General features: G+C 65.6%; 24 protein-coding genes. 4 read left to right on the top strand and 20 right to left on the bottom strand.

The features are described 5' to 3' along the window. Positions 1–20: 20 nt before the first annotated feature. The 15 genes from M0208_RS16105 to M0208_RS16035 all read right to left on the bottom strand — a co-directional run bounded on the left by M0208_RS16105 (position 21) and on the right by M0208_RS16035 (position 15,297). Positions 21–1,229 carry an ABC transporter permease gene (locus M0208_RS16105; RefSeq protein WP_258892683.1) on the bottom strand — a complete coding sequence of 403 codons (1,209 nt, stop codon included), beginning with the start codon at positions 1,227–1,229 and terminating at the stop codon, positions 21–23. Positions 1,230–1,398: 169 nt separating this feature from the next. Beyond that, positions 1,399–2,115, bottom strand: a complete 717-nt coding sequence (locus tag M0208_RS16100; protein ID WP_258892682.1) for an ABC transporter ATP-binding protein — start codon at positions 2,113–2,115, stop codon at positions 1,399–1,401. Further along, the gene (locus M0208_RS16095; protein WP_258892681.1) at positions 2,105–3,511 is read right to left on the bottom strand and encodes an efflux RND transporter periplasmic adaptor subunit; all 1,407 of its coding nucleotides are present in this window, start codon (positions 3,509–3,511) and stop codon (positions 2,105–2,107) included. Before M0208_RS16095 ends, M0208_RS16100 begins: the two co-directional genes overlap by 11 nt. Continuing rightward, on the bottom strand, positions 3,511–4,965 hold the full coding sequence (locus M0208_RS16090; protein WP_258892680.1) for an efflux transporter outer membrane subunit: 1,455 nt from the start codon (positions 4,963–4,965) through the stop codon (positions 3,511–3,513). Before M0208_RS16090 ends, M0208_RS16095 begins: the two co-directional genes overlap by 1 nt. 231 nt (positions 4,966–5,196) lie before the next feature. Further along, positions 5,197–7,266, bottom strand: coding sequence for an acetyl/propionyl/methylcrotonyl-CoA carboxylase subunit alpha (locus tag M0208_RS16085; RefSeq protein WP_258892679.1), 2,070 nt, complete (start codon positions 7,264–7,266; stop codon positions 5,197–5,199). A 7-nt stretch (positions 7,267–7,273) separates the two neighbouring features. Next, complete coding sequence (locus M0208_RS16080; RefSeq protein WP_258892678.1) at positions 7,274–7,480, bottom strand: hypothetical protein; 207 nt, start codon at positions 7,478–7,480, stop codon at positions 7,274–7,276. Beyond that, complete coding sequence (locus M0208_RS16075) at positions 7,477–7,737, bottom strand: DUF2442 domain-containing protein (protein ID WP_258892677.1); 261 nt, start codon at positions 7,735–7,737, stop codon at positions 7,477–7,479. Before M0208_RS16075 ends, M0208_RS16080 begins: the two co-directional genes overlap by 4 nt. Continuing rightward, a complete protein-coding gene (locus tag M0208_RS16070; RefSeq protein WP_258892676.1) occupies positions 7,721–7,954 on the bottom strand; it encodes a DUF4160 domain-containing protein in 234 nt (77 codons plus the stop codon). The genes M0208_RS16075 and M0208_RS16070 overlap by 17 nt, the downstream gene beginning before the upstream one ends. 1 nt (position 7,955) lies before the next feature. Then, positions 7,956–8,981: a biotin synthase BioB gene (bioB, locus tag M0208_RS16065; RefSeq protein WP_258892675.1), complete on the bottom strand. Its 1,026-nt coding sequence runs from the start codon at positions 8,979–8,981 to the stop codon at positions 7,956–7,958. Continuing rightward, entirely contained in the window at positions 8,969–9,412 is a 444-nt protein-coding gene (locus tag M0208_RS16060; RefSeq protein WP_258892674.1) for a lysozyme inhibitor LprI family protein, read from the bottom strand. The genes bioB and M0208_RS16060 overlap by 13 nt, the downstream gene beginning before the upstream one ends. Further along, positions 9,409–11,550: a methylmalonyl-CoA mutase gene (gene scpA, locus M0208_RS16055; RefSeq protein ID WP_258892673.1), complete on the bottom strand. Its 2,142-nt coding sequence runs from the start codon at positions 11,548–11,550 to the stop codon at positions 9,409–9,411. The genes M0208_RS16060 and scpA overlap by 4 nt, the downstream gene beginning before the upstream one ends. A 135-nt stretch (positions 11,551–11,685) precedes the next feature. Beyond that, positions 11,686–12,474: an enoyl-CoA hydratase-related protein gene (locus tag M0208_RS16050; protein WP_258892672.1), complete on the bottom strand. Its 789-nt coding sequence runs from the start codon at positions 12,472–12,474 to the stop codon at positions 11,686–11,688. Positions 12,475–12,611: 137 nt separating this feature from the next. Then, complete coding sequence (gene mce / locus M0208_RS16045; protein WP_258892671.1) at positions 12,612–13,031, bottom strand: methylmalonyl-CoA epimerase; 420 nt, start codon at positions 13,029–13,031, stop codon at positions 12,612–12,614. 171 nt (positions 13,032–13,202) lie between these two features. Continuing rightward, positions 13,203–13,790 (bottom strand): TlpA disulfide reductase family protein, encoded by a 588-nt coding sequence (locus tag M0208_RS16040; RefSeq protein ID WP_258892670.1) that lies wholly within the window; start codon positions 13,788–13,790, stop codon positions 13,203–13,205. After that, positions 13,771–15,297: an acyl-CoA carboxylase subunit beta gene (locus M0208_RS16035; RefSeq protein ID WP_258892669.1), complete on the bottom strand. Its 1,527-nt coding sequence runs from the start codon at positions 15,295–15,297 to the stop codon at positions 13,771–13,773. The genes M0208_RS16040 and M0208_RS16035 overlap by 20 nt, the downstream gene beginning before the upstream one ends. Before the next feature lie 103 nt (positions 15,298–15,400). Here M0208_RS16035 and M0208_RS16030 point away from each other — a divergent pair, with 103 nt between their 5' ends. Continuing rightward, positions 15,401–16,753, top strand: a complete 1,353-nt coding sequence (locus M0208_RS16030; RefSeq protein ID WP_258892668.1) for a short-chain fatty acyl-CoA regulator family protein — start codon at positions 15,401–15,403, stop codon at positions 16,751–16,753. A gap of 120 nt (positions 16,754–16,873) precedes the next feature. On the opposite strand, the gene M0208_RS16025 is transcribed toward M0208_RS16030, so the two are convergent. Next, positions 16,874–17,890 (bottom strand): NAD-dependent epimerase/dehydratase family protein, encoded by a 1,017-nt coding sequence (locus M0208_RS16025; RefSeq protein WP_258892667.1) that lies wholly within the window; start codon positions 17,888–17,890, stop codon positions 16,874–16,876. A gap of 107 nt (positions 17,891–17,997) precedes the next feature. Here M0208_RS16025 and acs point away from each other — a divergent pair, with 107 nt between their 5' ends. After that, positions 17,998–19,935, top strand: a complete 1,938-nt coding sequence (acs, locus tag M0208_RS16020; protein ID WP_258892666.1) for an acetate--CoA ligase — start codon at positions 17,998–18,000, stop codon at positions 19,933–19,935. 7 nt (positions 19,936–19,942) lie between these two features. On the opposite strand, the gene M0208_RS16015 is transcribed toward acs, so the two are convergent. The 4 genes from M0208_RS16015 to M0208_RS16000 form a co-directional block, all read right to left on the bottom strand. Further along, the gene (locus tag M0208_RS16015) at positions 19,943–20,779 is read right to left on the bottom strand and encodes a hypothetical protein (RefSeq protein ID WP_258892665.1); all 837 of its coding nucleotides are present in this window, start codon (positions 20,777–20,779) and stop codon (positions 19,943–19,945) included. Between the two features lie 59 nt (positions 20,780–20,838). Further along, the gene (locus M0208_RS16010; protein WP_258892664.1) at positions 20,839–21,624 is read right to left on the bottom strand and encodes a DUF1206 domain-containing protein; all 786 of its coding nucleotides are present in this window, start codon (positions 21,622–21,624) and stop codon (positions 20,839–20,841) included. Between the two features lie 178 nt (positions 21,625–21,802). Further along, positions 21,803–22,231, bottom strand: a complete 429-nt coding sequence (locus M0208_RS16005; RefSeq protein ID WP_258892663.1) for a CoA-binding protein — start codon at positions 22,229–22,231, stop codon at positions 21,803–21,805. 87 nt (positions 22,232–22,318) lie between these two features. Further along, positions 22,319–23,260 (bottom strand): Mrp/NBP35 family ATP-binding protein, encoded by a 942-nt coding sequence (locus tag M0208_RS16000; protein WP_408988113.1) that lies wholly within the window; start codon positions 23,258–23,260, stop codon positions 22,319–22,321. A gap of 66 nt (positions 23,261–23,326) precedes the next feature. On the opposite strand from M0208_RS16000, the gene hflK reads away from it, so the two are divergent. Both hflK and hflC read left to right on the top strand, forming a co-directional pair. After that, positions 23,327–24,454, top strand: a complete 1,128-nt coding sequence (hflK, locus tag M0208_RS15995; RefSeq protein WP_258892662.1) for a protease modulator HflK — start codon at positions 23,327–23,329, stop codon at positions 24,452–24,454. Next, complete coding sequence (hflC, locus tag M0208_RS15990) at positions 24,451–25,323, top strand: protease modulator HflC (protein WP_258892661.1); 873 nt, start codon at positions 24,451–24,453, stop codon at positions 25,321–25,323. Before hflK ends, hflC begins: the two co-directional genes overlap by 4 nt. The last annotated feature ends 42 nt before the right edge of the window (positions 25,324–25,365 follow it).

Genomic DNA, 25,365 nt, shown 5'->3' with positions numbered 1-25,365 from the left:
AACGGGAAGACAGTGCGGACCTATTCGTGCCGCAGCGCGTCGATCGGGTTCAACGCCGCCGCGCGCCGCGCCGGGAAATAGCCGAACACCACCCCGATCACCGCCGAGATCGCGAACGCGATCAGGTTGATCTGCAGGTCGAACGTCCACGGCACCTGCATCAGCGGGGTGATGATGACGATCGCCAATTGCCCCAGCACCAGCCCGATCAATCCGCCCAGCATCGACAGTGCGATCGCCTCGACCAGGAACTGCAGCAGCACCTCGTTCGCGACCGCGCCGATCGCCAGGCGGATGCCGATCTCGCGCGTGCGTTCGGTGACCGACACCAGCATGATGTTCATGATCCCGATCCCGCCCACGACCAGCGAAATCGCCGCCACCGCCGCGACGATGCGGGTCAGCAGCGTCGTCGTGCCGGTCAGCGTGTCGCTGATCTGCTTGGTGTCGAAGATGTTGAAATCGTCCTGTTTCGCCCCGGTGATGTTGCGGCGTTCGCGCAGCAAGGTGCTGATCGAACTCTGCACGCTCTCGGTGGAATAGGCCTGATCGACGCCGACCAGCATCAGGCGGATGTCGCGGTTGCCGGTGAAGCGGCGTTGCACCGCGTTCAGCGGCATGACGACGGTGTCGTCCTGATCGCCGCCGAACCCGGCCTGTCCGCGCGTAGTGAGCACGCCGATCACGTCGCAACTGATCGCGCCGAGCCGAAAACGCTGGCCGACCGCGCGGCCGCCGCGGAACAGGTTCTGCCGCACGGTATTGCCGATGATGCACACCGCCTTGCCCGACTGCTCCTCCGCCGCGGTCCAGATGCGGCCCTGCGCCAGCGGCCACGGCTGGACGACGAACACGTCGGCGGTCGTGCCCTGGATCGTCGTCGACCAGTTCGCACCTTCGTAGATCGCGGTCGCGGTGGCCGACGCCTGCGGTGCGACCGCCTTCACGCCCGCGACCTGCTGCCGCACCGCCTCCACGTCGCCCATCTCGAAATCGGGCGGGCGCGGACCGCCGCCGCCGCGGCCGAAGCCCTGGCCGGGACGGATCTGCAGGATGTTGGTGCCCAGCGCACTGATCTGCTGCTGCACCGCGGCGGTCGTCGCCTTGCCGAGCGTGACCATCGTCACGACTGCGCCGACGCCGATGACGATGCCGAGGATGGTCAGGAACGACCGCAGGAGGTGACGCCGGATCGAGCGCAGCGCGAGGATGAGGGTGGTGCCGAACATCAGCGAACGCCTTGGCCACAATCAAGGAAAGGAGCACCTCCCCGGCGAAAGCCGGGGCCCAGCTGCAATGAACTTCGTTGGCGCGCGACGACCTTCGTTACTTCGTTCGATGCCACTGGGCCCCGGCCTCCGCCGGGGAGGTGCATTCTCGCAAGGCGAAGACTCGACATCACGCCACAACCTCGCCTTGCGCGTGCTGCGTGTCGACCCGCTCGACCAGCCCGTCCTTGAAATGCACCACGGTGCGCGCGAACGCCGCCATGTCGGCTTCGTGGGTGACCATCAGCACGGTGATCCCGCTCTCGCGATTGAATTCGGTCAGCAATTGCATGATCTCGATCGAACGTTCGGAATCGAGATTTCCGGTCGGCTCGTCCGCCAGCAGCACGTCGGGGCGCGTGACGATCGCGCGGGCGATGGCGACGCGCTGCTGCTGCCCGCCCGACAATTCGGCCGGGGTATGATCCCACCAGTCGGCCAGCCCGACGCGGTCGAGCGCCTCCATCCCCGCCGCATGCCGCGCCTTCTTGTCGTCGCCGCGGTACAGCAATGGCAGCTCGACATTCTCCAGCGCGGACGTGCGGCTGAGCAGGTTGAAGCCCTGAAACACGAAGCCGAGATACTTCCGGCGCAGCAACGCGCGCTGATCGCGGTCGAGCGTCTCGACACGGTGCCCGCGGAACAGGAACGTCCCCGCGCTCGGCACGTCGAGGCAGCCGAGGATGTTCATCGTCGTCGACTTGCCCGACCCGGACGGCCCCATCACCGCGACGAAATCGCCGCCCGTGATGTCCAGATCGATGCCCTTGAGCGCCTCGAACGCGGTCGGCCCCGAACCATAGACCTTGGTGACGCCGCGCAGCGAGATGATGGGTTCACTGGCCACCGCCACCACCCTGCCGCTGCGCGCCACCCTGACGCGCCTGACCACTCCGCTGGCCACCCGAACGCTGGCCGCTCGCGCCTTCTTCGCCCGACAATTGCCCGGTGATGACCTGCATCCCCGGCTTCAGATCGCCTGAGAGCACCTCGGTCTGCGTCCCGTTGGTGTCGCCGGTCGTCACCTGGATCGCGCGCGGCGTACCGTCCTCGTTCTTCACATACACCGTCTGGCGCGCGCCGCGCGCCAGCGTCGCGGTGCGTTCGGGGCGGTTTCCGCGCTGCGGGCGGAAGGTCAGCGACCCCGCGATCCCGCCGCCGCTCTGCCCCGCCGCCGCGCCCGTATCCGGCTTGAAGCGCAGCGCGGCGTTGGGGACCAGCAGCACATTGCGCTTGTCCGACGTCACGATATCCGCGGTCGCGGTCATGCCCGGCAGTAATTGCAGCGTCGGGTTGGCGACGGTCAGGTCGGCGGCATAGGACACCACCTGCCCCGTCGTGCTGGTAGTCGTGGTGGAGGACGATGCGGTCGCCGAACTGACCGTCAGGTTCGATCCCAGATCGACCCGCGTGATCTCCGCCGGAAACGTCCGCCCCGGAAACGCGTCGACCGTGAAGTCCGCGCGCTGCCCGATCTTGACCGATCCCACGTCGGCCTCGTCGATCGCCACCTCCAGCTTCATCTTGCTCAGGTCTTCGGCGATCACGAACAGGGTGGGCGTGTTGAACGACGCGGCGACGGTCTGCCCCGGATCGACCTGCCGCGCGAGCACGACGCCGTTGACGGGTGATCGGATGATCGCACGTGCGCGCTGCGTCTGGCTTTGCGACAGCGACGCCTTCGCCGCGGTAACGTTCGCCTCTGCGACCCGCAGCGCGGCGACCGCGCGCTGGGCGTTCGCCTGCCCGGTCTGCAGCTCGGTCTTCGACGGAACGCGGCCGTTCGAGAGTTTGTAGACCTCCTGCAATCGCGCGAGCTGCGCATTCGCCTCGCTGACCGTCGCGCGCGCCTGATTGACGCCTGCGACGTTCGCGGCAAGCTGCGCGTTACCCTGACGGATCTGGTCGTCGAGCTGCTCGGGATCGATCAGCGCCAGCGGCTGACCCGCGCGCACGGTGTCGTTCACGTCGACCACGACCTGCGTCACCAGCCCCGACAATTGCGACCCGACCGTCACCTGATTGGTCGGCGCCAGCTTGCCCGTCGCCGACACCGTCACGGTCAGGTTCCCGCGCGACACCGGCGCGGTGGCATAGCCCGCCGCCGCGGTCGGCCCGAACAGCCGCCAGCCGAGCAACGCGAGCAGGATCACGCCGATCGCGATCGCCACCCACTTTACATAGCGCCGCCACGCGGGCGCTTCCTTCACGCCAAGGAATTCGTCGAGATTCTGGTCGGCCATCAGCGGTTTCCGGATCTGTCTGGAGCGGTCGGGACAACAGCGGAATCCCATCCGCCGCCGAGCGCGTTGTAGAGTTGGACGAGCGCGCTCGCGGCGTCGGCGCGCGCCTGCGTCGCGCCGTTCTGCGCCGACAGTAGGCTCGATTCCTGCTGGCTGAGCGTCGTGAAGTCGGTCAGTCCGGTGCGGTATTGGCTGCGGCTCAGGATCGCAGAGTTGCGCGCGGCGTCCAGCGCGATCGCGAATTGCCGCTCGCGTTCCTGCGCCGCCTTCAGCGCGACGACAGCATTCTCGATATCCTCCAGCGCGAGCAGCACAGTCGACTTGTACGCGGCCAGCGCGCCGTCGGCCGCCGCCGCCGCCCCGCGCACCTGGCTCTTCAACCGTCCGCCCTGGAAGATCGCCTGCGTCAGCCCGGCGAACAAACTGCCGGTGATCGCGTCGAACAACGACGTGGCGGAGGGTGCGTTGGTGTTGATGTTGCCGCTAATCGCCAGCGCCGGATAGAGTTCGGCCTTCGCGATCCCGATCTGCGCGGTCGCGGCGGCCAGATTGCGTTCGGCGGTGCGCACGTCGGGCCGCTGGCGCAGCACATCCGCCGGGATGCCGACGCCCACGCTCATCGGGCCGCGCGGGATCGGCTTCGGCGCGGCCAGCGCGGGTTTCAACGCGCCGGGCGCTTCGCCGGTCAGCACGCCGATCCGCGAGACGGCGGCGTTATATTGCTGTTCCAGGCTGGGGATCGACGCCGCGGTCTGCGCCCGCTGCGCGCGGGCCTGTTCGGAATCGAGGCTGGAGACGAGCCCGGCCTGCACCCGGAAGCCCGCAATCTCGAGATTGTCGTCCTGCAGCGTCAGGCTGCTCCGCGCATTGGCGAGTTGCGCCTGATACAGCCGCGCGAGCACATAGTTACGTGCGACCTCGCTCTGCACCGTCAGCAGGACGTTCGCATAATCGTAGCCTGACGCCTCATATTGCGCCTGGCTCACCTCCACGGTGCGGCGAATCTCGCCGAACAGCCCGAGTTGGTACGACGCGTTCAGCCCGGCCGAAAACGTGTCAGACCCGTCCGCGCCGGTGGTGATGATCGATCCGTCGGGCAGCGTCGTCGTGCGCGATCCGACGATCGGTTGCGACCGGTTGTAGCTCGTCGACCCGCCGAGTGACGGCAGCAGCGACGCGCGGCTCTGCACCAGTCCCTCACGCGCCTGCCGCAACCGCGCGACTGCCTGCGCAATGTCGAGGTTCGTCGTGGCGGCACGCTCGACGAGTTGGCCGAGCACCGGATCGTCGAACCTTTGCCACCAGCGCGTCAGGTCTTCGGGCGTCGGCGCGGCGGTGACCGAATAGGCGTCGGGCACACCGAGTTCGGACGCCGGTCGCGGCCGGTAATCGGGACCGACCGAACAACCCGCGAGCAGGACGGGCAACAGCAAAAGGGCGCGGACGCGGTTCATGGTGGCGGAGATGGCCAACACACTGCTGATCGTCCAGCAATTTAGTGTCGCGAATTGTAACGTGAGTGCGATGAAAGGACGATCAAACCAAAATCGCTCATCCTGAGGAGGGCCTGAGCTTGTCGAAGGCCCGTCTCGAAGGACGCGCCAAGACCGCCCTTCGAGACGCGTCTTCGACTTCGCTCAGCCGCTCCTCAGGATGAGCGGGTTTTGGGATGCCCGGTTCGCGCCTTACTCCAACTCCAGAATCACCTGATCAACGCTCAGGCTTTCCCCCTGCTGCGCGCTGATCGCCTTCACCACCGCCGATTTCTCCGCGCGCAGGATATTCTCCATCTTCATCGCCTCGACCACCGCCAGCGGCTGCCCCGCCTCGACCCGGTCACCGACGCCCACGTCCAGCCGCACCAACAGCCCCGGCATCGGCGCGATCAGGAATTTGGACAAATCGGGCGGCACCTTGTCGATCAGGTGATTGGCATAAGGCGCGACCCGCGCGGGCAGGACGCGGGCGATGTGCGACGCGCCGCGGGTGGTCAGCCTGAACCCGGTGCGCGTCCTAGCGATGCGGACGCTCAGGTCCGCGCCGTCATCGGACAGGCTCTCCACCAGCACCATCCGGTCGCCCGGCGTATATTCCATCGCGGCCACGATCTCTTCGCCGTCCACGACGAGCCCATCGGTCGAGATCGTCACCGCATGATCGACCTTCCCGATCCGCACTACCCAGTCGGCGGGCGGCTGCAGCTTGTCGCCAAGCTGTCCGTCGACCCGCCGCGCCCGATCCGCCTCTGCGGTCGCCGCGAACGCCGCGACGCCCGCCAGCGTGCGGACCAGTTCGTCGGACGCGGGCGCGCCGTGGAAACCGTCGGGATATTCCTCCGCGATGAAGCCGGTCGTGATGTTCCCCGACCGGAAACGCGGGTGCTGCATCAGCGCGGACAGGAAGTCGATGTTGTTGCCCGGCCCGTCGATCTCGAACGCATCGAGCGCCGCAATCTGCGCATCGATCGCCGCCTCGCGCGTCGGCGCCCAGGTAATGAGCTTCGCGATCATCGGGTCGTAGAACATCGACACCTCGCCGCCCTCGGTAACACCGTCGTCGACGCGGACCACAACATCGTCATTGCGAGCGGAGCGAAGCAACCCAGAGTCACGCGGTCCGTCACTGGCTTGCTTCGCTTCGCTCGCAATGACGGAGGAGGAAGGAGGATTATACCGAACCAGCCGCCCGATACTGGGCAAAAACCCGCGATACGGATCCTCGGCATACACCCGGTTCTCGATCGCCCAGCCATTGATCCCGACATCATCCTGCCCAAACGGCAGCTTTTCCCCCGCCGCGACGCGGATCATCAGTTCGACCAGATCGACGCCGGTGATCTCCTCGGTCACCGGATGTTCCACCTGCAGCCGGGTGTTCATCTCGAGGAAGTAGAATCCCTCGCCCGTGGTATCCGCACCCGACACGATCAGCTCGACCGTTCCCGCCGAATAATAACCCACCGCCTGCGCCAGCGCGACCGCCTGTTCGCCCATCGCCTTGCGCATCTTCGGCGTCACGAACGGCGACGGCGCTTCCTCGACCACCTTCTGGTGGCGGCGCTGGATCGAGCATTCGCGTTCGTTCAGGTACACGACGTTGCCGTGCTGATCGCCGATCACCTGGATTTCGATATGGCGCGGGCTTTCGATGAACTTTTCGATGAACACGCGGTCGTCGCCGAAGCTGGCCAGCCCCTCGCGCTTGGTCGCCTCGAACCCTTCGTGCACGTCCTGTTCGCTATATGCCAGCCGCATCCCCTTGCCGCCGCCGCCCGCGCTGGCCTTCATCATCACCGGATAGCCGATGTCGGTGGCGATACGCACCGCCTCGTCGGTATCGGCGATCTCGCCCAGGAAGCCCGGGACGACATTGACCCCCGCGGCCTTGGCGAGCTTCTTCGATTCGATCTTGTCCCCCATCGCCGCGATCGCATTCGGCGGCGGTCCGACAAAGGCGATCCCCGCCTCCGCGCAGGCCCGCGCGAAGCTCTCGCGCTCGGACAGGAAGCCATAGCCGGGATGAATACAATCCGCCCCCGTCTCCTTCGCGGCGAGCAGGATCAGCTCGGCCTTGAGGTACGAGTCAGCCGCGGGCGCCGGCCCCAGCCGCACCGCCTCGTCCGCCATCAGCACGTGCGGGGACCGCGCATCGGCATCCGAATATACCGCGACGGTCTTCAGCCCCATCTTCTTGGCGGTGCGAAACACCCGACACGCGATCTCGCCGCGATTGGCGACCAGGATTTTTTTGAACATCTCTAATCTATGCCCTGTGCCTGTACGAAATAATGAGAAAAACGATCAGGTAGAGCAACGCGCCGCCGCACCAGACAAACGTCGATTCGAACGCAGCGCCGTTGTCGTTGCAGGCTCCAATGACACCGGCGCACCGCGTCGCGATCAAGAAGAAACCGGCTGTCAGCACTGCAAAATACAGCAACGAACCAACAATAATCGAAGCACGCTTCACGCCGCTTTCGGCGACGGCGCGCCACGGAGCAGTCCCTCGCTATTCAGGTCTTCGTCGATCTCGGGCCAGTGGATGCCGTAACCTGCCCCGGCCTTTTCCCACCGCAAGCGTTGGTCAGGCGTCGCGTGCAACAGGCGCGGATACCAGGCGAGCGGGGCGGAGATCGTCCGTCCGTCCATCAGATCGACGATCAGGCTGGCGTCGTCGAACCGCACGTCGAGAATGCGCTCGTCGGTCACCCTAGCCGAAATATTCATGCCACGCCTCCAGCAGACGCTCGCGATGCTCCGCGACCATCGCGACAATGCCATTGATCTCATGCGCGCGGAACCCGCGGCTCTTGGCGACCTCGACCGGCTCAAGCCAGACCTTCATCGTCGCCTCGCCGCGATCAACATGCACGTGCGGCGGCTCGTTCGGCTCGTGGCTGTAGAAATAGAAACGGAAAGCCCCGATCCGCAGCACAGTCGGCATATCACGCGCCCACCCGCATCGGCTCATCCGCCGTCATCGGCCGCAGCCCCAGCTTCGCCATCAACGCCGCGTCCGCGCTGTCGCCGCGGTTGCCGGTCGTCAGCAACTTGTCGCCGGTGAAGATCGAGTTCGCGCCCGCCATGAAACACAACGCCTGCGTCGCCTCGGACATAGACTCGCGCCCCGCCGACAGCCGCATCATGCTCAGCGGCATCGTGATCCGCGCGACCGCCACCGTCCGGACGAATTCGATGTCGTCGATCTTGGCCAGCGGCGTGTCGGCGAGCATGTCGCCCAGCACCGTGCCCTTCACCGGCACCAGCGCATTGACCGGCACGCTCTCGGGATGCCGCGGCAGCGTGGCGAGTGCGTGGACGAAACCGACGCGGTCGGCGCGCGTCTCGCCCATCCCGACGATCCCGCCGCAGCAGACGTTGATCCCGGCCTCGCGCACATGCTCCAGCGTCTCCAGCCGCTCGCCAAAGGTCCGCGTGGTGATGACGGACTCGTACCGCTCGGGCGAGGTGTCGATATTGTGGTTGTAGTAATCGAGCCCCGCATCGGCGAGCATCCCCGCCTGTTTCGGCGTCAGCATCCCCAGCGTCATGCAGGTTTCCATGCCCATCTGGCGCACGCCCTTCACCATCTCGACGATGGCGGGCATGTCGCGGTCCTTCGGGTTGCGCCACGCCGCGCCCATGCAGAAGCGTTGCGACCCGCTGTCCTTCGCCTGCGCCGCCATCTGCAGCACCGCGCGCGGGTCCATCAGCTTCGTCGCCTTGACCCCGCTGTCGGCGGATTTGGATTGCGAGCAATAACCGCAATCCTCCGGGCAGCCGCCGGTCTTGATCGACAGCAGGGTGCAAAGCTGCACCTCCCCCGCCGCATGATGCGCGCGGTGGACGGTCTGCGCGCGGAACATCAGATCGTCGAACGGCAGGTCGAACAGCGCGGCGATTTCTTCGCGGGTCCAATCGGTGCGCACCGCCTCTCGCTCCACAGCCTCGCGCTCGATCACCGCTTCCACAACAAATTCTCCAATTGCTTCGTCCGTTCGCGCGTCAGCCGCGTCAGGCAGTTCCCGCGCACCATCGGCTGCAGCGATCCGCCGGCGAACTCGCCACCCTCGATCACGCACTGCGTATCGCGGAATTTGAGCCACGCGCGCTGGCTTTCGAGCAACGCCGCAGCATAGCCGAACCCGCCGCCACGCGAAGTGTCCTGCGCATCGCGCCGCTTCATCGCCGCATAAGTCCGCTTCCACTGCGCGGTCATCGTGGCGTCGGCGGCGCGTAGATCGTTGCCCGCGCCCGCGTTCATCTGTGACTGGGTTTGCGCGATGGCGGGCGCGCAGCCCAGAAGAAAAACTACCACCCCGGCGAACGCCGGGGTCCAGCATCGGGCTGCTCGCAACTGGACCCCGGCGTTCGCCGGGGTGGTGGCAAGATGGACGTTCATTCAGCAGCTTCCTCTTGCGGCGGCATATTGTGGCCGAGCAGCCGCAACACCTCCTCCGCCGCCTGGATCAAATTGGTGCCGGGGCCGAAGATCGCCTGCACCCCGGCGTCACGCAGCGCCTGGTAATCCTGCGCGGGGATCACCCCGCCCGCGATCACCTTGATATCGGCGCGACCGGCGTCCTTCAGGTGACCGATCAGCTCGGGGATCAACGTCTTGTGCCCCGCCGCGAGGCTGGACGCGCCGACGACGTCGACGTCCTTTTCGAGCGCCAGCTTCGCGGCTTCGGACGGGGTCTGGAACAACGGCCCCGGCACGATCTCAAACCCCAGATCACCGAACATCGACGACACGAGGTTCGCGCCGCGATCGTGCCCGTCCTGCCCCATCTTGGCGACCAGCATCCGCGGTTTGCGCCCCAGCCGCCGTTCGGTCGCCTCCACGCCGTCCTCAAGCCGCGCCCAGCGCGCGTCGTCGACATATGCGCCGCCGTAGATACCCTTCACCGGCGTCGGCTGAGTCCCATAGCGGCCGAACACATCCTCCATCGCCTGCGAGATTTCCCCGAGCGTGGCGCGAGTGCGGGCGGCGTCGACGGCGAGCGCGAGGAGATTCCCGCTACCCTTCGCACCCTCGCGCAACGCATCCAGCGCGGACTGGCACGCCGCCTCATCCCGCGTCGCCTTCACCCGCTCGATCCGCCGGATCTGCGATTCCCGCACCGCGAAGTTATCCACGTCGAGGATCTCGATAGCATCCTGCTGCGCGAGCTTGTATTTGTTGACCCCGACAATCACGTCCTCACCGCGATCGACCCGAGCCGCGCGAGCCGCGCTCGCTTCCTCGATCATTGCCTTGGGCCAGCCGGCGGCCACCGCCTTCGCCATCCCGCCTTCGGCCTGCACGCGCTCGATGATCTCCCACGCGCCGTCGACCAGGCTTTGCGTCAGGCTCTCGACGTAATAACTGCCGCCCAAGGGATCGACGACCTTCGTCATGCCCGTTTCTTCCTGGATCACGATCTGCGTGTTGCGCGCGATGCGGGCGGAGAAATCGGTGGGGAGCGCGATCGCCTCGTCCAGCGCGTTGGTGTGAAGCGACTGCGTACCGCCCAGCATCGCCGCCATCGCCTCAATGGTGGTGCGCATGACGTTGTTATACGGGTCCTGCTCGGTCAGCGACACACCACTGGTCTGGCAATGCGTCCGCAGCATCTTGCTGCGTTCGTCCTTCGCGCCCAATTGCGTCATCACGCGGTGCCACAGCACCCGCGCGGCGCGCAGTTTCGCGATCTCCATGAAGAAATTCATGCCGATCGCGAAGAAGAACGACAGCCGCCCGGCGAACTTGTCGATGTCGAGGCCGGAAGCAACGCCGTATTTCACATATTCCATGCCGTCGGCGATCGTGAACGCCAGCTCATGCAGCTGCGTCGCCCCCGCCTCCTGCATATGATAGCCGCTGATCGAGATGCTGTTGAACTTCGGCATCTCGCGGCTGGTGTAACCGAAGATATCGCTGATGATGCGCATCGATGGTTCGGGCGGGTAGATATATGTGTTGCGGACCATGAACTCCTTCAGGATGTCGTTCTGGATGGTTCCGTCGAGTTTGGCGCGGGGCACGCCCTGTTCTTCCCCCGCGACAATGAAGAAGGCGAGGATCGGGATGACCGCGCCGTTCATCGTCATGCTGACGCTCATCTGGTCGAGCGGGATGCCGTCGAACAGGATCTTCATGTCCTCGACGCTGTCGATCGCGACGCCCGCCTTGCCGACGTCGCCGGTCACGCGCGGGTGATCGGAATCGTAGCCGCGATGCGTCGCGAGGTCGAACGCGACCGAAAGCCCCTTCTGCCCCGCAGCCAGGTTGCGGCGGTAGAAGGCGTTCGATTCCTCCGCAGTCGAGAAACCCGCATATTGCCGGATCGTCCACGGCCGCCCCGCATACATCGACGCGCGCACCCCGCGCGTGAACGGCGCGAAGCCGGGCAGGCCTGGGTCTTCGGTCACGTCCTCGGCAGTGTAGAGCGGCTTGACGTCGATCCCCTCCGGCGTCGGCCACGTCAGGTCCGCGCCCTTCACCTCCTTCGCGGCGGCGGCGGCCCAGTCGTCGAGGGTGGGTTTCGTGTCGGTCATTTCTTACTCACCTCCCCGGCGAACGCCGGGGTCCAGTTGCAAAGGTCGTCGGAACGGAGCGAAGTCCTCAGTCACAAGATACCTCGACACTGGACCCCGGCGTTCGCCGGGGTGGTAAAGCTGTGGGGGCAGAGCTCACTTCCCCGCAAACACCGGCTTGCGCTTCTCGAGGAAGCTCCGCCCCCCCTCGCGCGCATCGGCCGATCCGCCCGCGATCCGCTGCCCCGCGGCCTCCGCCGCCAACACCTGTTCGAACGACCCGTCCAGCGCCAGCTTGATCGTGCGCCGCATCGATCCCAGCGCCACGGTCGGCCCCGCCGCCAGCCGCGTCGCCAGCGCCAGCGCCTCGTCCATCAGCGCCGCATCTTCTACCGCCTTGTAGATCAGGCCCCAGCTTTCCGCCTGCTCGGCCGAAATCCGTTCGCCCAGCATCATCATCTGCGTCGCGCGCGCCTTGCCCAATGTCTTGGCGAGAATCCACGTCGATCCGCCGTCCGGCACCAGCCCGATATTAACGAACGCCTGCAAGAAATACGCGCTCTTTCCCGCTACGACGAAATCGCCGCACAGCGCGATCGAACACCCCACACCCGCCGCCGGACCATTGACCGCAGTGACGATCGGCACGTCGAGTTCGCTCAGCACCACCATCGTCGGGTTATAGTGCCGCGACAGCGCCTGATGACTGACATCGCCGCCGCTGACCGCGCTCGCGCCGCCACGCGCCTGCAGGTCGGCCCCCGAACAGAACGCCCGCCCCTGCCCGGTGATCAGCACCGCGCGCGCGCCGTCCAGGTTGCGCAGCGCCACCGCCAGATCATCCGCCATCTGCGGCGGCGCGGCGTTCAGGCGCTCGGGGCGGTTCAACGTGATGACCATCACGTCGCCGCGCTTCTCGGTCAGGATCGTCTCGTATTCGGGCATTCTTCTCTCCTAGATTCGTTTCCCTGCCCGCTCATGGTGAGGAGATGCCGAGCTTGTCGAAGCATCGTCTCGAACCACGATCCTTCGAGAAGGCATTTCGACAAGCTCAATGCCTCCTCGGGATGAGCGGGCTGTGGTCAGTGCGCCTCCCTCGGCGTCTCCATCAATTCCACCAGCACGCCGCCGAAATCCTTCGGATGGACGAACACGATCGGCGTCCCGTGCGCGCCGATCCGCGGTTCGCCCAGCACCGTCGCGCCGTTCGCCTTCAGCTCGAAGACGGCTTGCGTGATGTCGGGCACCTCGAAACAAACATGATGCTGCCCCCCCGCCGGGTTCTTCTTCAGATACCCCGCGATCGGCGAGCTCTCGTCATACGGCTCGATCAACTCGATCTGCGTGTTCGGCGCATCGATGAAGCAGACTTTGACGCCCTGCGCAGGCAGATCGAACGGCGCCCCGATCGCCTCCGCGCCGAGCAGCGTGCGATAGGTCGCGATCGACTTCTCGATCGACGGCGTCGCGACGCCGACATGGTTGAGGCGGCCGAGGTTCATCGGATCACCGTATCATCCACGCGGAGACGATCTTCAGCAGTAGCTCGACGAATGAGTTCGCTCAGCGACATCCCTTGCGCCTTTGCTATTTTTTTCCATCGTGCCTTAGTACCGGTGGGTACGGTGAAGCTCATTCGAGCAGTGTAGGTCCGCATCAATTGTCTCCAACGGTCATCGACTTACCAGCTCTTTGATCCGTGCGAGCGCCAAAGGCTTGTAGCCGGTTATGGTCGCAATCGGCGTCCCGGATCCATCAAAGACAATGGTGCGGGGAATGAGACTGTTAGCGGCACTGGTCAGTTCGCCAATCCGTCCGTCATCCAAGACTGCATAACTCGAAGAAGGCAGCCCGACAGCAGTGAGAAAATCGGCGCGGTCCTGCGCCGATGACGCCGCGTCCCTGACGTTAAGATGTACAAGATTGAGTTGATTGCGCCCGTACCGCCGCAACTCGGCCAAGCGTGGCGCTTCACTCCGGCAGGGGCCACACCAGCTTGCCCAAAGGTTAATGACGGTCGGTATCCCCGGCCGGATCATGTCGCGCAAGTGTGCACGTCGACCATCCGGCAACGTAATCGGAAGTTGCCCCGACACCGCAAGAGACGGTGGTGGTGGACCGCTGTCGAAAGATCGCGCTCGCAACACCCCGGCCGCTACAAGCGCAAGAAGCACCAGCGCCAAGCCACCGGCAATCCGCAGCCAGACCTTGCGCCGCTTCGATGATCGGCTTGCGACCGGATCAGAGAGGGATATTGTCATGCTTCTTCCACGGATTCTCCAGCTGCTTCCCGCGCAGTTTCCGTAGCCCCAGCGCGATCCGCCGCCGGGTGGAATGCGGCTGGATCACTTCGTCGATGAACCCCTTGCTCGCCGCCACGAACGGGTTGGCGAACCGGGCTTCATATTCCGCCGTCCGCTCAGCGATCTCGTCCGTCGTTTTGCCGCGGAAAATGATCTCCACCGCGCCCTTCGCCCCCATCACCGCGATCTCGGCGGTCGGCCAGGCGTAGTTCAGATCGCCGCGCAGATGCTTCGACGCCATCACGTCATACGCGCCGCCATAGGCCTTGCGCGTGATGACGGTGATCTTGGGCACGGTCGCCTCGGCATAAGCGAACAGCAGCTTCGCGCCGTGCTTGATGATACCGTTATGCTCTTGCGCCGTACCCGGCAGGAACCCCGGCACGTCGACGAAGGTCAGGATCGCGATATCGAACGCGTCGCAGAAGCGCACGAAGCGCGCCGCCTTCTTCGACGAATTGATGTCCAGCACCCCAGCCAGCACCATCGGCTGGTTCGCGACCACGCCGACCGTCCGCCCCTCGATCCGCCCGAAACCGATCAGGATGTTGGCCGCGTGCTTCGGCTGCACCTCGAAGAAATCACCCTCGTCCAGCACCTTCCGCACGACCTCGTGCATGTCATACGGCTGATTGGCGCTTGCTGGAATCAGCGTGTCCAGGCTGTCTTCGATCCGGTCCCACGCATCGGCGGTCGGCCGCTCGGGCACGCCCGCGCGGTTGGACTCGGGCAGGAAATCGAAGAAATCGCGCGCCGCCAGCAGCGCCTCGATATCGTCCTCGAACGCATTGTCCGCGACGCTCGTCTTGGTCGTGTGCGTCACCGCGCCGCCCAGCGCCTCCTGCGTCACGACCTCATTCGTCACCGTCTTCACTACATCGGGGCCGGTGACGAACATGTAGCTGGAATCCTTCACCATGAAGATGAAGTCGGTCATCGCGGGCGAATACACCGCGCCGCCCGCGCATGGCCCCATGATGAGGCTGATCTGCGGTACCACGCCCGACGCCAGCACGTTGCGCTGGAACACCTCGGCATAGCCGCCAAGCGAGGCGACCCCCTCCTGGATGCGCGCGCCACCACTGTCGTTCAGCCCGATCACCGGCGCGCCGACCTTCAGCGCCATGTCCATGACCTTGCAGATTTTCTGCGCGTGGCGTTCGCTGAGCGACCCGCCGAAGACGGTGAAGTCCTGCGAGAACACGAACACCAGCCGCCCGTTGATCGTGCCCGATCCCGTGACCACGCCGTCGCCCGGAATGACCTGATCCTGCATCCCGAAATCGACGCAATTATGCTCGACGAACATGTCGAGTTCCTCAAACGAATTCTCGTCGAGCAACACATCAAGCCGTTCGCGCGCGGTCAGCTTGCCCTTGGCGTGCTGCGCGGCGATGCGCTTCTCGCCGCCCCCCATCCGGGCGGCGTCGCGGCGGCGTGCGAGTTCGGCGATCGTCGACGACATCCATATCTCCTGAGCGTGCACGCCTCCTGCCCTCGGGGAGCGCGCGTGGCAAATGTGAACTTGCGAAGTTGCGAAAGGCAGATTTGCGAACTAGCCTGGCTTGATGGGTCGCACTCGTCTCTACGCTGGCGATCAGCTTCGCGCGTTGCGTCGCGCCACGGGCCTTAACCAGCGCGCGATGGCGGCGCGGCTCGGTCTGTCGATCAGCTATCTTTCGCAACTCGAAGGCGGCGAGCGCCCGCTGACCGCCGCCGTCGTCGCGGCGCTTGCGCGACATTATCCGCAAACGCTGGCGGCGATCGAGGGCGAGGCCCCCGCCCGCCGCCTGACCGCGCTCGCCGCGGCGCTCGCCGATCCGTCGCTGACGCCATTGCCTGCCGAGGACGCCGCGCGACTGGCGGAGGAACGCCCCGAGATCGCCGATCGCCTGGTCGCGCTGCACATGGCGAAGCGGGCTGCGGAGGACCGGCTCGCGATCGCGGAGGAAACGATGACAGCGGGCGCTGGTGCGCGCTTGCCGTGGGAAGCGGTGCGCGACTGGTTCCACGAGGCGGGTAATTACGTCGACGTGCTGGACCGGGCGGCGGAGGATTTCCCCTCCGACGTGGAACAGGCGCTCTCTCGGTTCGCGATCACACTCGCCACCGACCAGCATGAAGACGCCCCGCTCGCCCGCTTCGATGGCGCGACCCTCACCCTCAACGCCGCGCTCCCGCCCGAAAGCCGCCGCTTCCTGATCGCGCACCGCCTCGCCGCGACCGCCTTCGCCGATCCGATCGCCGACATCGTCGCAGGCGCAGACCTTTCCAGCCCCGAAGCACGCCGCCTGCTGTCGGTCGGTCTGGCCAATTACGCCGCGGGTGCGCTCGTCATGCCGTACGCCGCGTTCCGCGCCGCCGCGCGCGATGTGCGGCATGACATCGACCGCCTGTCGCGTCGCTTCGGGGTGAGTTTCGAACAGGCCTGCCACCGGCTCTCGACGCTGCAGCGCCCCGGCGTGGAGGGCGTGCCGTTCTATTTCTGCCGCGTCGACATGGCGGGCAACATCACCAAACGGCACAGCGCCACGCGGCTGCAATTCGCGCGCTTCGGCGGTGCGTGTCCTTTGTGGCACGTCCACGAAGCGGTCGCGATCCCCGACCGCATCCTGGTCCAGCACGCCGAGACGCCCGACGGGGTGCGCTACGTGTCGATGGCGAAGGGGCTGGTGAAGCCGTCGGGCCGCTTCGCCCGCAGCCCGCGGCGCTATGCCGTGGCGCTGGGCTGCGAGGCGATCCACGCCAGCGATTTCGTCTACGCCGACGCGATCGACAGAACCGGCCCGCCGACCCCGATCGGCATCTCCTGCCGCCTGTGCCCGCGCGACGACTGCGACCAGCGCGCCTTCCCGCCCACCGATCGCGCGATCGTGGTGGAGCCGGAGGTGCGGCGGGTGGTGCCGTATCGGGTGGTCTAAAATCCTCCCCTGCAAGGGGAGGTGGCAGGCGAAGCCTGACGGAGGGGTGTCGACATCAGTAACGGAGGGTGACACCCCTCCGTCGCGCTAACGCGCGCCACCTCCCCTTGCAGGGGAGGATTAACCCCGCACCACCCCGTGCTCCACGAGGCTTCGCGCCGTCTCCAGGATCGTCCCCTCCACAGGCCGCGCTTCCCATCCCAGCACCGCCTTCGCATGGGACGCGTCCATCCCGCGGGTCTTGCCGATCTCGCCGGTCAGCTGCCGCACCGCCGGATCGAATATCGCGAAGATCCGTACAGCGAAATCGGGCAGCCGCCGCGTCGGAACCTTGCGCGCCGCCGGTCCCATCCCGGCCTTCACCACCCGCGCGACGTCGATCATCTTCATGAACGGCCCCGACGCGATGAAACGTTCGCCCGCCATGCCTTCGGCCGTCAGCGCGCGGACGTGCAGGTCGGCCACGTCGCGCACGTCGACGATGCCGAAACCGATGTCGGGGCACGCCGGAATCGATCCGTCCATCAGCCGCTTCACGATCTCGACCGAAGCGGCGTAATCGTCGCCCAGCACCGGCCCGAGGATCGCCGCCGGGTTCACCGTGCAGAACTCGATCCCTCCGCCCTCGCGCGCCACCCACTCGCGCGCGGCGCGCTCGGCGATCGTCTTCGACTTGATGTACGGCTGCACACCCGCAGCATCGACGTTGGTCCAGTCGGCCTCGGTGAAGCTGGTCCGGCTGCGATCGTGCCCATAAGCGATCGCCGCCGCCGAACTGGTCATCACGAACCGCTTCACCCCCGCATCACGCGCGAACCGCAGCGCGCGCAGCGCCCCTTCGCGCGCCGGAACGATCAATTCGTCCTCGTTCTTTGGTACATCGACCGGGAATGGCGAGGCGAGATGCGCGACGTGCGTACAGCCCGCCACCGCCTCCGCCCAGCCCGCATCGTTCTCCAGATCGGCGGCGAAGAAGCGCACCTGCTCCGCCGGCACCCCCAGCCGCTGCACCACCGCGGCTTCCTTCGCGAGACTCCGGATCGTGGTGTTGATCGTCCACCCCGCCGCGGCCAGCTGCCGGATCAGGAACCCCGCGATGTACCCGCTGCCGCCGGTCACCAGAACATTGCCCGCCATCGTCATTCTCCCTTGGTACGATAAGTTTTAACCTGAAACCCATCGCGCGCCAACCGTCTTGCAAACCCGCTTGGCGACCGCCATCACGCCCGCAACAGGAGAGCTTCATGGCCGACAGCGACGTCTATCCCGTCCCCGCCGAATGGGCGTCGCACGCCAGGGTTGACGCCGCGCGCTATGAAGAAATGTACGCCGTGAGCATCGCCGATCCGCAAGCCTTCTGGCTCGATCAGGCGCAGCGGCTGGATTGGGTGAAGGAGCCGACGATCGCGGGCGACTGGTCGTTCGACGAGGCCGATTTCCATATCGAATGGTTCAAGGACGGCGTGCTGAACGTCAGCGCGAACTGCCTCGACCGCCACCTCGCCGAACGCGGCGATCAGACCGCCATCATCTGGGAACCCGACGTCCCGACCGAGCAACCGCGCCGCTTCACCTACCGCGAACTCCACGCCGAGGTCTGCCGCTTCGCCAACGTGCTGAAGGCGCAGGGCGTGGCGAAGGGCGACCGCGTCACGATCTATCTGCCGATGATTCCCGAAGCGGCGTTCGCGGTGCTGGCCTGCGCGCGGGTCGGCGCGATCCATTCGGTCGTGTTCGGGGGCTTCTCCGCCGACGCGCTCGCCGGGCGGATCGTCGATTGCGATTCCAAACTGGTCGTCACCGCCGACGAAGGCCGTCGCGGCGGCAAGCGCATCCCGCTGAAGGCCTGCGTCGACGAAGCGCGCGGTAAAGCCCCCAGCCTGCAGACCGTCATCGTCGTGAAGGCGACCGGCGGCGATGTGCAGATGGGCGACGGCGACCTCTGGTATCACGACGCGGTCTCGAACGTCCCAGCGGACTGCCCGCCCGAACCGATGAACGCCGAAGACCCGCTCTTCATCCTCTACACCAGCGGATCGACCGGCAAGCCCAAGGGCGTGCTCCACTCGACCGCGGGTTACCTGTTATGGGCGGGTTTCACGCACGAACTGGTGTTCGACTATCGCCCCGGGGACGTCTTCTGGTGCGCTGCCGACATCGGCTGGGTCACCGGCCACACCTACATCCTCTACGGCCCGCTATCGAACGGCGCGACGACGTTGATGTACGAAGGCCTGCCGACCTGGCCCGACGCCAGCCGCATCTGGCAGGTGGTCGACCGGCACAAGGTCCATACGCTCTTCACCGCCCCCACCGCGCTGCGGGCGCTGATGAAGGAAGGCGACGCGTTCGTCACCGCCACCGACCGGTCGAGCCTGAAGCTGCTCGGCACCGTCGGCGAACCGATCAACCCGGAGGCATGGCGCTGGTATCACGAGGTCGTCGGCGAAGGCCGCTGTCCGATCGTCGACACCTGGTGGCAGACCGAAACCGGCGGCGCGCTGATCGCCCCCCTCCCCGGCGCGACCGCCCTTAAACCCGGCAGCGCGACGAAGCCGTTGCCCGGCGTTCGCCCGCAACTGGTCGACGAAACCGGGCAGGTGCTGGACGGCGCGACCAGCGGCAATCTGTGCATTACGCACAGCTGGCCGGGGCAGATGCGCACCGTCTGGGGCGATCACGACCGCTTCTTTCAGACATATTTCACCACCTACCCCGGCAAATATTTCACCGGCGACGGCTGCCGCCGCGACGAGGACGGTTACTACTGGATCACCGGCCGCGTCGACGACGTCATCAACGTCAGCGGCCACCGTATGGGCACCGCCGAGGTCGAAAGCGCCTTGGTGTTGCACCCGAAAGTCGCCGAAGCCGCCGTCGTCGGCATGCCGCACGACGTGAAGGGCCAGGGCATCTACGCCTATGTGACGCTGAACGCCGGGGTGGATTCGGGCGAAGACCTGCGCACCGAACTCCGCAACTGGGTGAGAAAGGAGATAGGCCCCATCGCCACCCCCGACGCCCTCCAGTTCGCGCCGGGCCTGCCAAAGACCCGCTCAGGCAAGATCATGCGCCGCATACTGCGGAAAATCGCGGAAGGGGATGTGTCGAGTTTGGGGGATACGTCCACGCTGGCCGACCCTGCGGTGGTGGAGGATCTGGTGGCGAACCGGGTTACTTAATGCCCTGCTAAACCCGACCCGCGATGTGAAAGAGCGTTGTCCATGATTTCCGTCTGACGGCGGTCGCTTTATCGGCGAGACAGAACGGAAAGAACTCTACCATGTATGGGACCGTTAGATTGTCTATTCTCTCCCGCATTTCAATTTCGTGAACCTCTTGGGTAAGTCGATCGATAAGGCTGTAGATTGGCTTTAAAATCTCGACGATAGTCCATACACAGTGACCACGACTCAAGCGCGCAACCTCAAGCTGATACGTTACATCCACGGTTAAATCGTATTGACCCTTCGGCCCCATTTCCCATCCGAACAATTTTCGTGCATCGCAATATCTTTGCGCTCGTTCCATAATTACACTCAACCGCCTGTAACTGAAGACAGATTCCGCCACTCTCATGTGAACAGCAAACCATCGGTGTAGTGGGTCTGGATCATCCCGCCCATTGGTGAGCTGATCAGTATTGTAATAGCGGGAAGCGCGAGAAAATTCTGAAAGTATCGTAATAATTTCACCGTGTTCACTACTTTTTTCAAACCAGCCGTCAGTAATTGACCGAGGTAGAGCTGCCTCTCTCATTTTATCGTAGAGGTCTGTTATCGAGTGACCGAGCTTGCGAAGGTGTTTATCGGTAGGATTTTTCAAACCGTTGCGAGCTTTGTAATCGAGAATGAATCCGATCTTCATTGTCCTTTCAAGACCGGTTGCGAGCAGAGAAAGCGTTGAGTAAACCGTCCCCGGTTTATCGTAGTCGATTTTTGCTAACGCCTCGAAGCCCGCCAAAAGTGATGTGCTTGCCAGATGACCCTCTTGGGCCATCATACGGAACTCATGTGAGAAAATCATGCGAGACGTTATGCCGTGCCGAATGGATAAGCCAACCGCTCAAAACGTCGATTTGTCCCTTAAGCCACCACCCGCTTCAGCCGTTCCACGACCTTCGGGTCGGTGATCCGCCGATATCGCGCCTCGACCAGGCTGAAGACCCCGAACATCGCGAGCCCTCCCGCGACCAATAGTTGCAGCGACCCCGGCATCGCGTCGAGCGCCTGGTCCAGCCCGCCCGCCGCCTCCGCGTCCGACTGGCGGCTGGCGTTCCACAGGAACCACGCCATCACGATGAACACCACGCCGCGCGCGAGATAGCCGAGCCGCCCGACCCACGCGACCCACGGCTTCCCCGCGACCGCTGGGTCGATGTGTTTCAGGAAACCGAGCTTCACCGCCTTCACCAATTGATACGCGCCGGTGCCGAGCAGCACCGCCGCAGCGACCATCACCCACGCCTCGCCGAACGGCAGGACCAGGGCGGTCGACGTGCCCTCCTCCGCCATATCGCCGCCGCCCGCGCGCAATCCCGACGCCAGCCGGAACGCGGCATAGGACAGCCCGATGTGGATCACCCCCGACACCACGCCGCCCAGCCGCTGGACGATGCCACCTGCGCCTGACCCCTGCCCCTCGCTGTCGATCGCCGCCTCCCCGATCCGCCACGCGGCGTAAGCAAAGAACCCGACGCCCATCACGAACAGGACGACCCGTCCGCCCGCGCTGTCGAGATATTCCAGCGCCCCCGTCTGCCCCTCGGTCCGCCCGAGCCGAACCGCGAGCCAGCCGATCAGCAGATACATCAATCCCCGAGCGGCAAAGCCCATGCGGGTCGCCAGCTCGATACTGTTGGTACGCGTCACTCTTGGTCCCCTTCGATCGGGAAACGACCAAGTGTGAGGCGCGTTCCGCATCGCCCAATCCAGCGTCATCCCCGCGAAAGCGGGGACCCATGGCCGACGATCGCCTTCCATCCGAAGGTCGCAATTTGCTGCGAAAGCGCGCCATGGGTCTCCGCTTTCGCGGGGATGACGGCAAGAGTTAGGAGGCCTTCGCCACGCCTAGCCGCGGGATGTCGATCGCCGGACAGCGGTCCATCACCACCTTCAGCCCCGCCGCCTCCGCACGCGCTGCGGCGGCTTCGTCGATCACGCCAAGTTGCAGCCACACCGATTTCGCGCCGATCGCGATCGCCTGATCGACCACCTCGCCCGCGGACGACGAGCGGCGGAAGATGTCGACCATGTCGATCGGGTCGCCAAGCTGAGCGAGATCACGGAACACGAATTCGCCGTGCAGATGCTCGCCGGTGATCTGCGGGTTGACCGGGATGACGCGATACCCATGCGCCTGCAGCTTCGCCATCACGCCATAGGACGGGCGATCGGGCCGGTCCGATGCGCCGACCAGCGCGATCGTGCGCGTCTCCTCGAGCAAAGCCTTGATCTCGGCATCAGTCGTCAGCGGCATTGGAAACGCCCCTTCAAAAACTGGTCCGCTCGTGCCGCGGGCTGTACGCGCCGGGCACGACCGGTAATTCCTTAACGTGTTACAACCTCAACGGTTTCCCAGCCACAAAATGATTTGATCGGCTAACGCGGCGAACACCGTATCGCCCGGATCGGCAGCCGGCGGCGTCCCCGCATCCGACGCACGACGGATCGCGATATCGAGCGGAACGCGACCCAGAAACGGCACGCCCAGTTCCTTCGCGGTCGCCTCCGCCCCGCCGTTCCCGAACGGATCGGACGCCTCGCCGCAATGCGGGCAGACATAGCCCGCCATATTCTCGATCACGCCGATGATCGGCACGCCAGCCTGCGTGAACAGGTCGATCGCGCGCGTCGCGTCGATCAGCGCCAGATCCTGCGGGGTAGAGACGATCACCGCGCCCGCTGGGCGATGTTTCTGAATCATCGTCAACTGCACGTCGCCCGTCCCCGGCGGCAGATCGAGCACCAGCGTATCGGTCGCGCCCCAATCGGCGTCGACCAATTGCCCCAGCGCCCCCGCCGCCATCGGCCCGCGCCACGCGATCGCCTTGCCCGGCTCGATCAACTGCCCCATCGACAGCATCGGCACGCCGTAGCGCGTGGCGATCGGCATCAGCACCTTGTCACGCGCCTGCGGCCGGATCCCTTCCGCCGCCATCAACCGCGGCTGCGACGGTCCATAGATATCGGCGTCGACCAGCCCGATGCGCCGCCCGGCGCGCGCCATCGCGATCGCGAGGTTGGCGGAGATTGTGGACTTGCCGACCCCGCCCTTCCCGCTGGCCACCGCGATCGACCGCCGCGTCGTGCGTTCGGCGGTCACGACGACACGCGCGGCCGGCCCCGCGGCCATCTTCACAGCCGCCTCCATCGCCTCGCGCGCGACCGCATCCAGCCCGGTCGCGTCGAGCACCACGCCGACCTTGTCGCCCTCGATTCGCACCGTGGCGCGCGCGCCAGCGACCGCGGCGACCGCGCCCTTCACTTCATTCTCATCCATGGACATCGTTCGTTACGCGCGCCCGCGCCGCTTGCCACTGTTTTTCGGCGGCGCGGCCCTTATAAAGGAGGGATGAAGATCCTGCCGGCGTGGCTCAGGCGCCCCTCAATCCTGCCAACGACCCTCGCCGCCGATAATTCCAAGGGTCCGTGGGGGCCGGGGAACGACGACGAGAAAAGCGGCCCGCGCAATCCGTGGTCGGTCCCGCCGGGCGGCAAGAAGGCGGCGAAACCGACCGCGCTCGACGAATTTCTGAACCGCGCGAAGAACGTCGGTGGCGGTGGCGGTGGCGGCGGGATGCCGCAACTGCCCGGCGGCGCGAACGCGCGCGCGCTCTGGCTCATCGCGGTCGCCTTGATCGTGATCGTATGGGTGGTGTGGACGTCGTTCCATCAGATCGGCCCGCAGCAGCGCGGCGTCGTCACCTATTTCGGACGCTATTCGGGCATTCTCAATCCGGGCATCCGCCTCACGCTCCCCGCGCCGATCGTCAACGTCCAGAAGGTCGACGTGGAGCAGGTCCGCAACGACGAATTCCCGCGCGACGGCAGCGAAAACGTTCTGACCGGCGACCAGAACATCCTCGATCTCGCTTACACCGTGCGCTGGCGGGTCGAGAATCCGCGCGATTTCGTGTTCGAAATCCAGGATCCCGAGGAAACCGTCCGCGCCACCGCCGAAAGCGCGATGCGCGCGGTGATCGCGACGACCACCCTCAACGAGGCGATCGGCGCCGGCCGCACCACGATCGAGGCGCGCGTGGCGCAGACGATGCAGCAGATATTGAACGATTATCAGGCCGGCGTCCGCGTGCAGGGCGTGTCGATCAAACAGGCGTCGGCTCCGGCCAGCCTGATCGACGACTTCAACGCCGTCACCGCCGCTCAGCAACAGGCGGTCGGCGCACTGAACAACGCGCGCAGCTATTCGCAGCAGGTGATCGCGCAGGCGCAGGGCGAGGCCGCGCGCTTCGACAAGGTGTACGGCGAATACAAGCTCGCCCCCGAAGTCACCCGCCGCCGGATGTATTATGAGACGATGGAGGCGGTGCTGGCCAAGACCGACAAGACGATCGTCGAACCGTCGGGCGTGATGCCGTATCTGCCGCTCGGTCAGCAGCGAAAGCTGGAGGAGCCTCGCGCAGCGGCCCCCGCCACGCTGCCCGCCCAGCCCGCACCGACGACGGGAGCCCCGCGATGAACGCGCTGTTCCGCAATCCGGTCGCCGCGGGCTTCGCCGCGCTCGCCGCCGCTATCCTGACCGCCGCCACGTTCGCGATCGTGCCGGAAACCAAGCAGGCGGTGATCCTGCGCTTCGAAAATCCGGTCGCGACGATCAACCAGTGGCAGCCGGGACAGGTCTTCGGCCGCACCGGCGCGGGCATGATCGCGCGCATCCCGTTCATCGACAAGATCGTGTGGATCGACAAACGCGTGCTCGACGCCGATCTCGACAACACGCTGGTGCTGTCGACCGATCAGCTGCGTCTGAACGTCGACGCCTTCGCACGTTTCCGCATCGTCGATCCGCTGAAGGCGGTGACCTCGACCGGCAGCACCTCTAACACCGAGGAGCGCGTCGCGGATCAGCTTCGCCCATTGCTAGGCACCGCGCTGCGCAACGAACTCGGCAAGGTGCCGTTCTCCTCGCTGCTCAGCCCCGAACGTGGCCGGGTGATGGACGCGATCCAGGCCTCGCTCCAGCGCAACGCGCAGCAATATGGCGCAGAAATCGTCGACGTACGGATCAAGCACGCCGACCTGCCCGACGGCAGCCCGCTGGAAAGCGCGCTCGAACGGATGCGCACCGCGCGTCAGCAGGAGGCCAACACGATCCGCGCGCAGGGTCAGAAGCAGGCGCAGATCGTCCGCGCCGAGGCGGAGGCGCAGTCCGCCCGCATCTATGCCGAAAGCTTCAGCAAGGACGCGCAATTCTACGATTTCTACCGCGCGATGGAATCGTACCGCCGAACCTTCGGCGCCGACGGCGGCCCCGCGCCGACCGGTTCGACCAACATCATCCTCAGCCCCGGCAACGATTATCTGCGCGAATTTCGGGGGCAGAAGTAATCCGGGCGATGGAGCGTGAACAACGCGCCTGTCGAAACGTTC

Source organism: Sphingomonas sp. SUN019 (assembly GCF_024758705.1).
Taxonomy (GTDB): domain Bacteria; phylum Pseudomonadota; class Alphaproteobacteria; order Sphingomonadales; family Sphingomonadaceae; genus Sphingomonas.
Note: the sequence above shows the minus strand (reverse complement) of the source record. Positions and strands in the feature narration are given on the sequence as shown.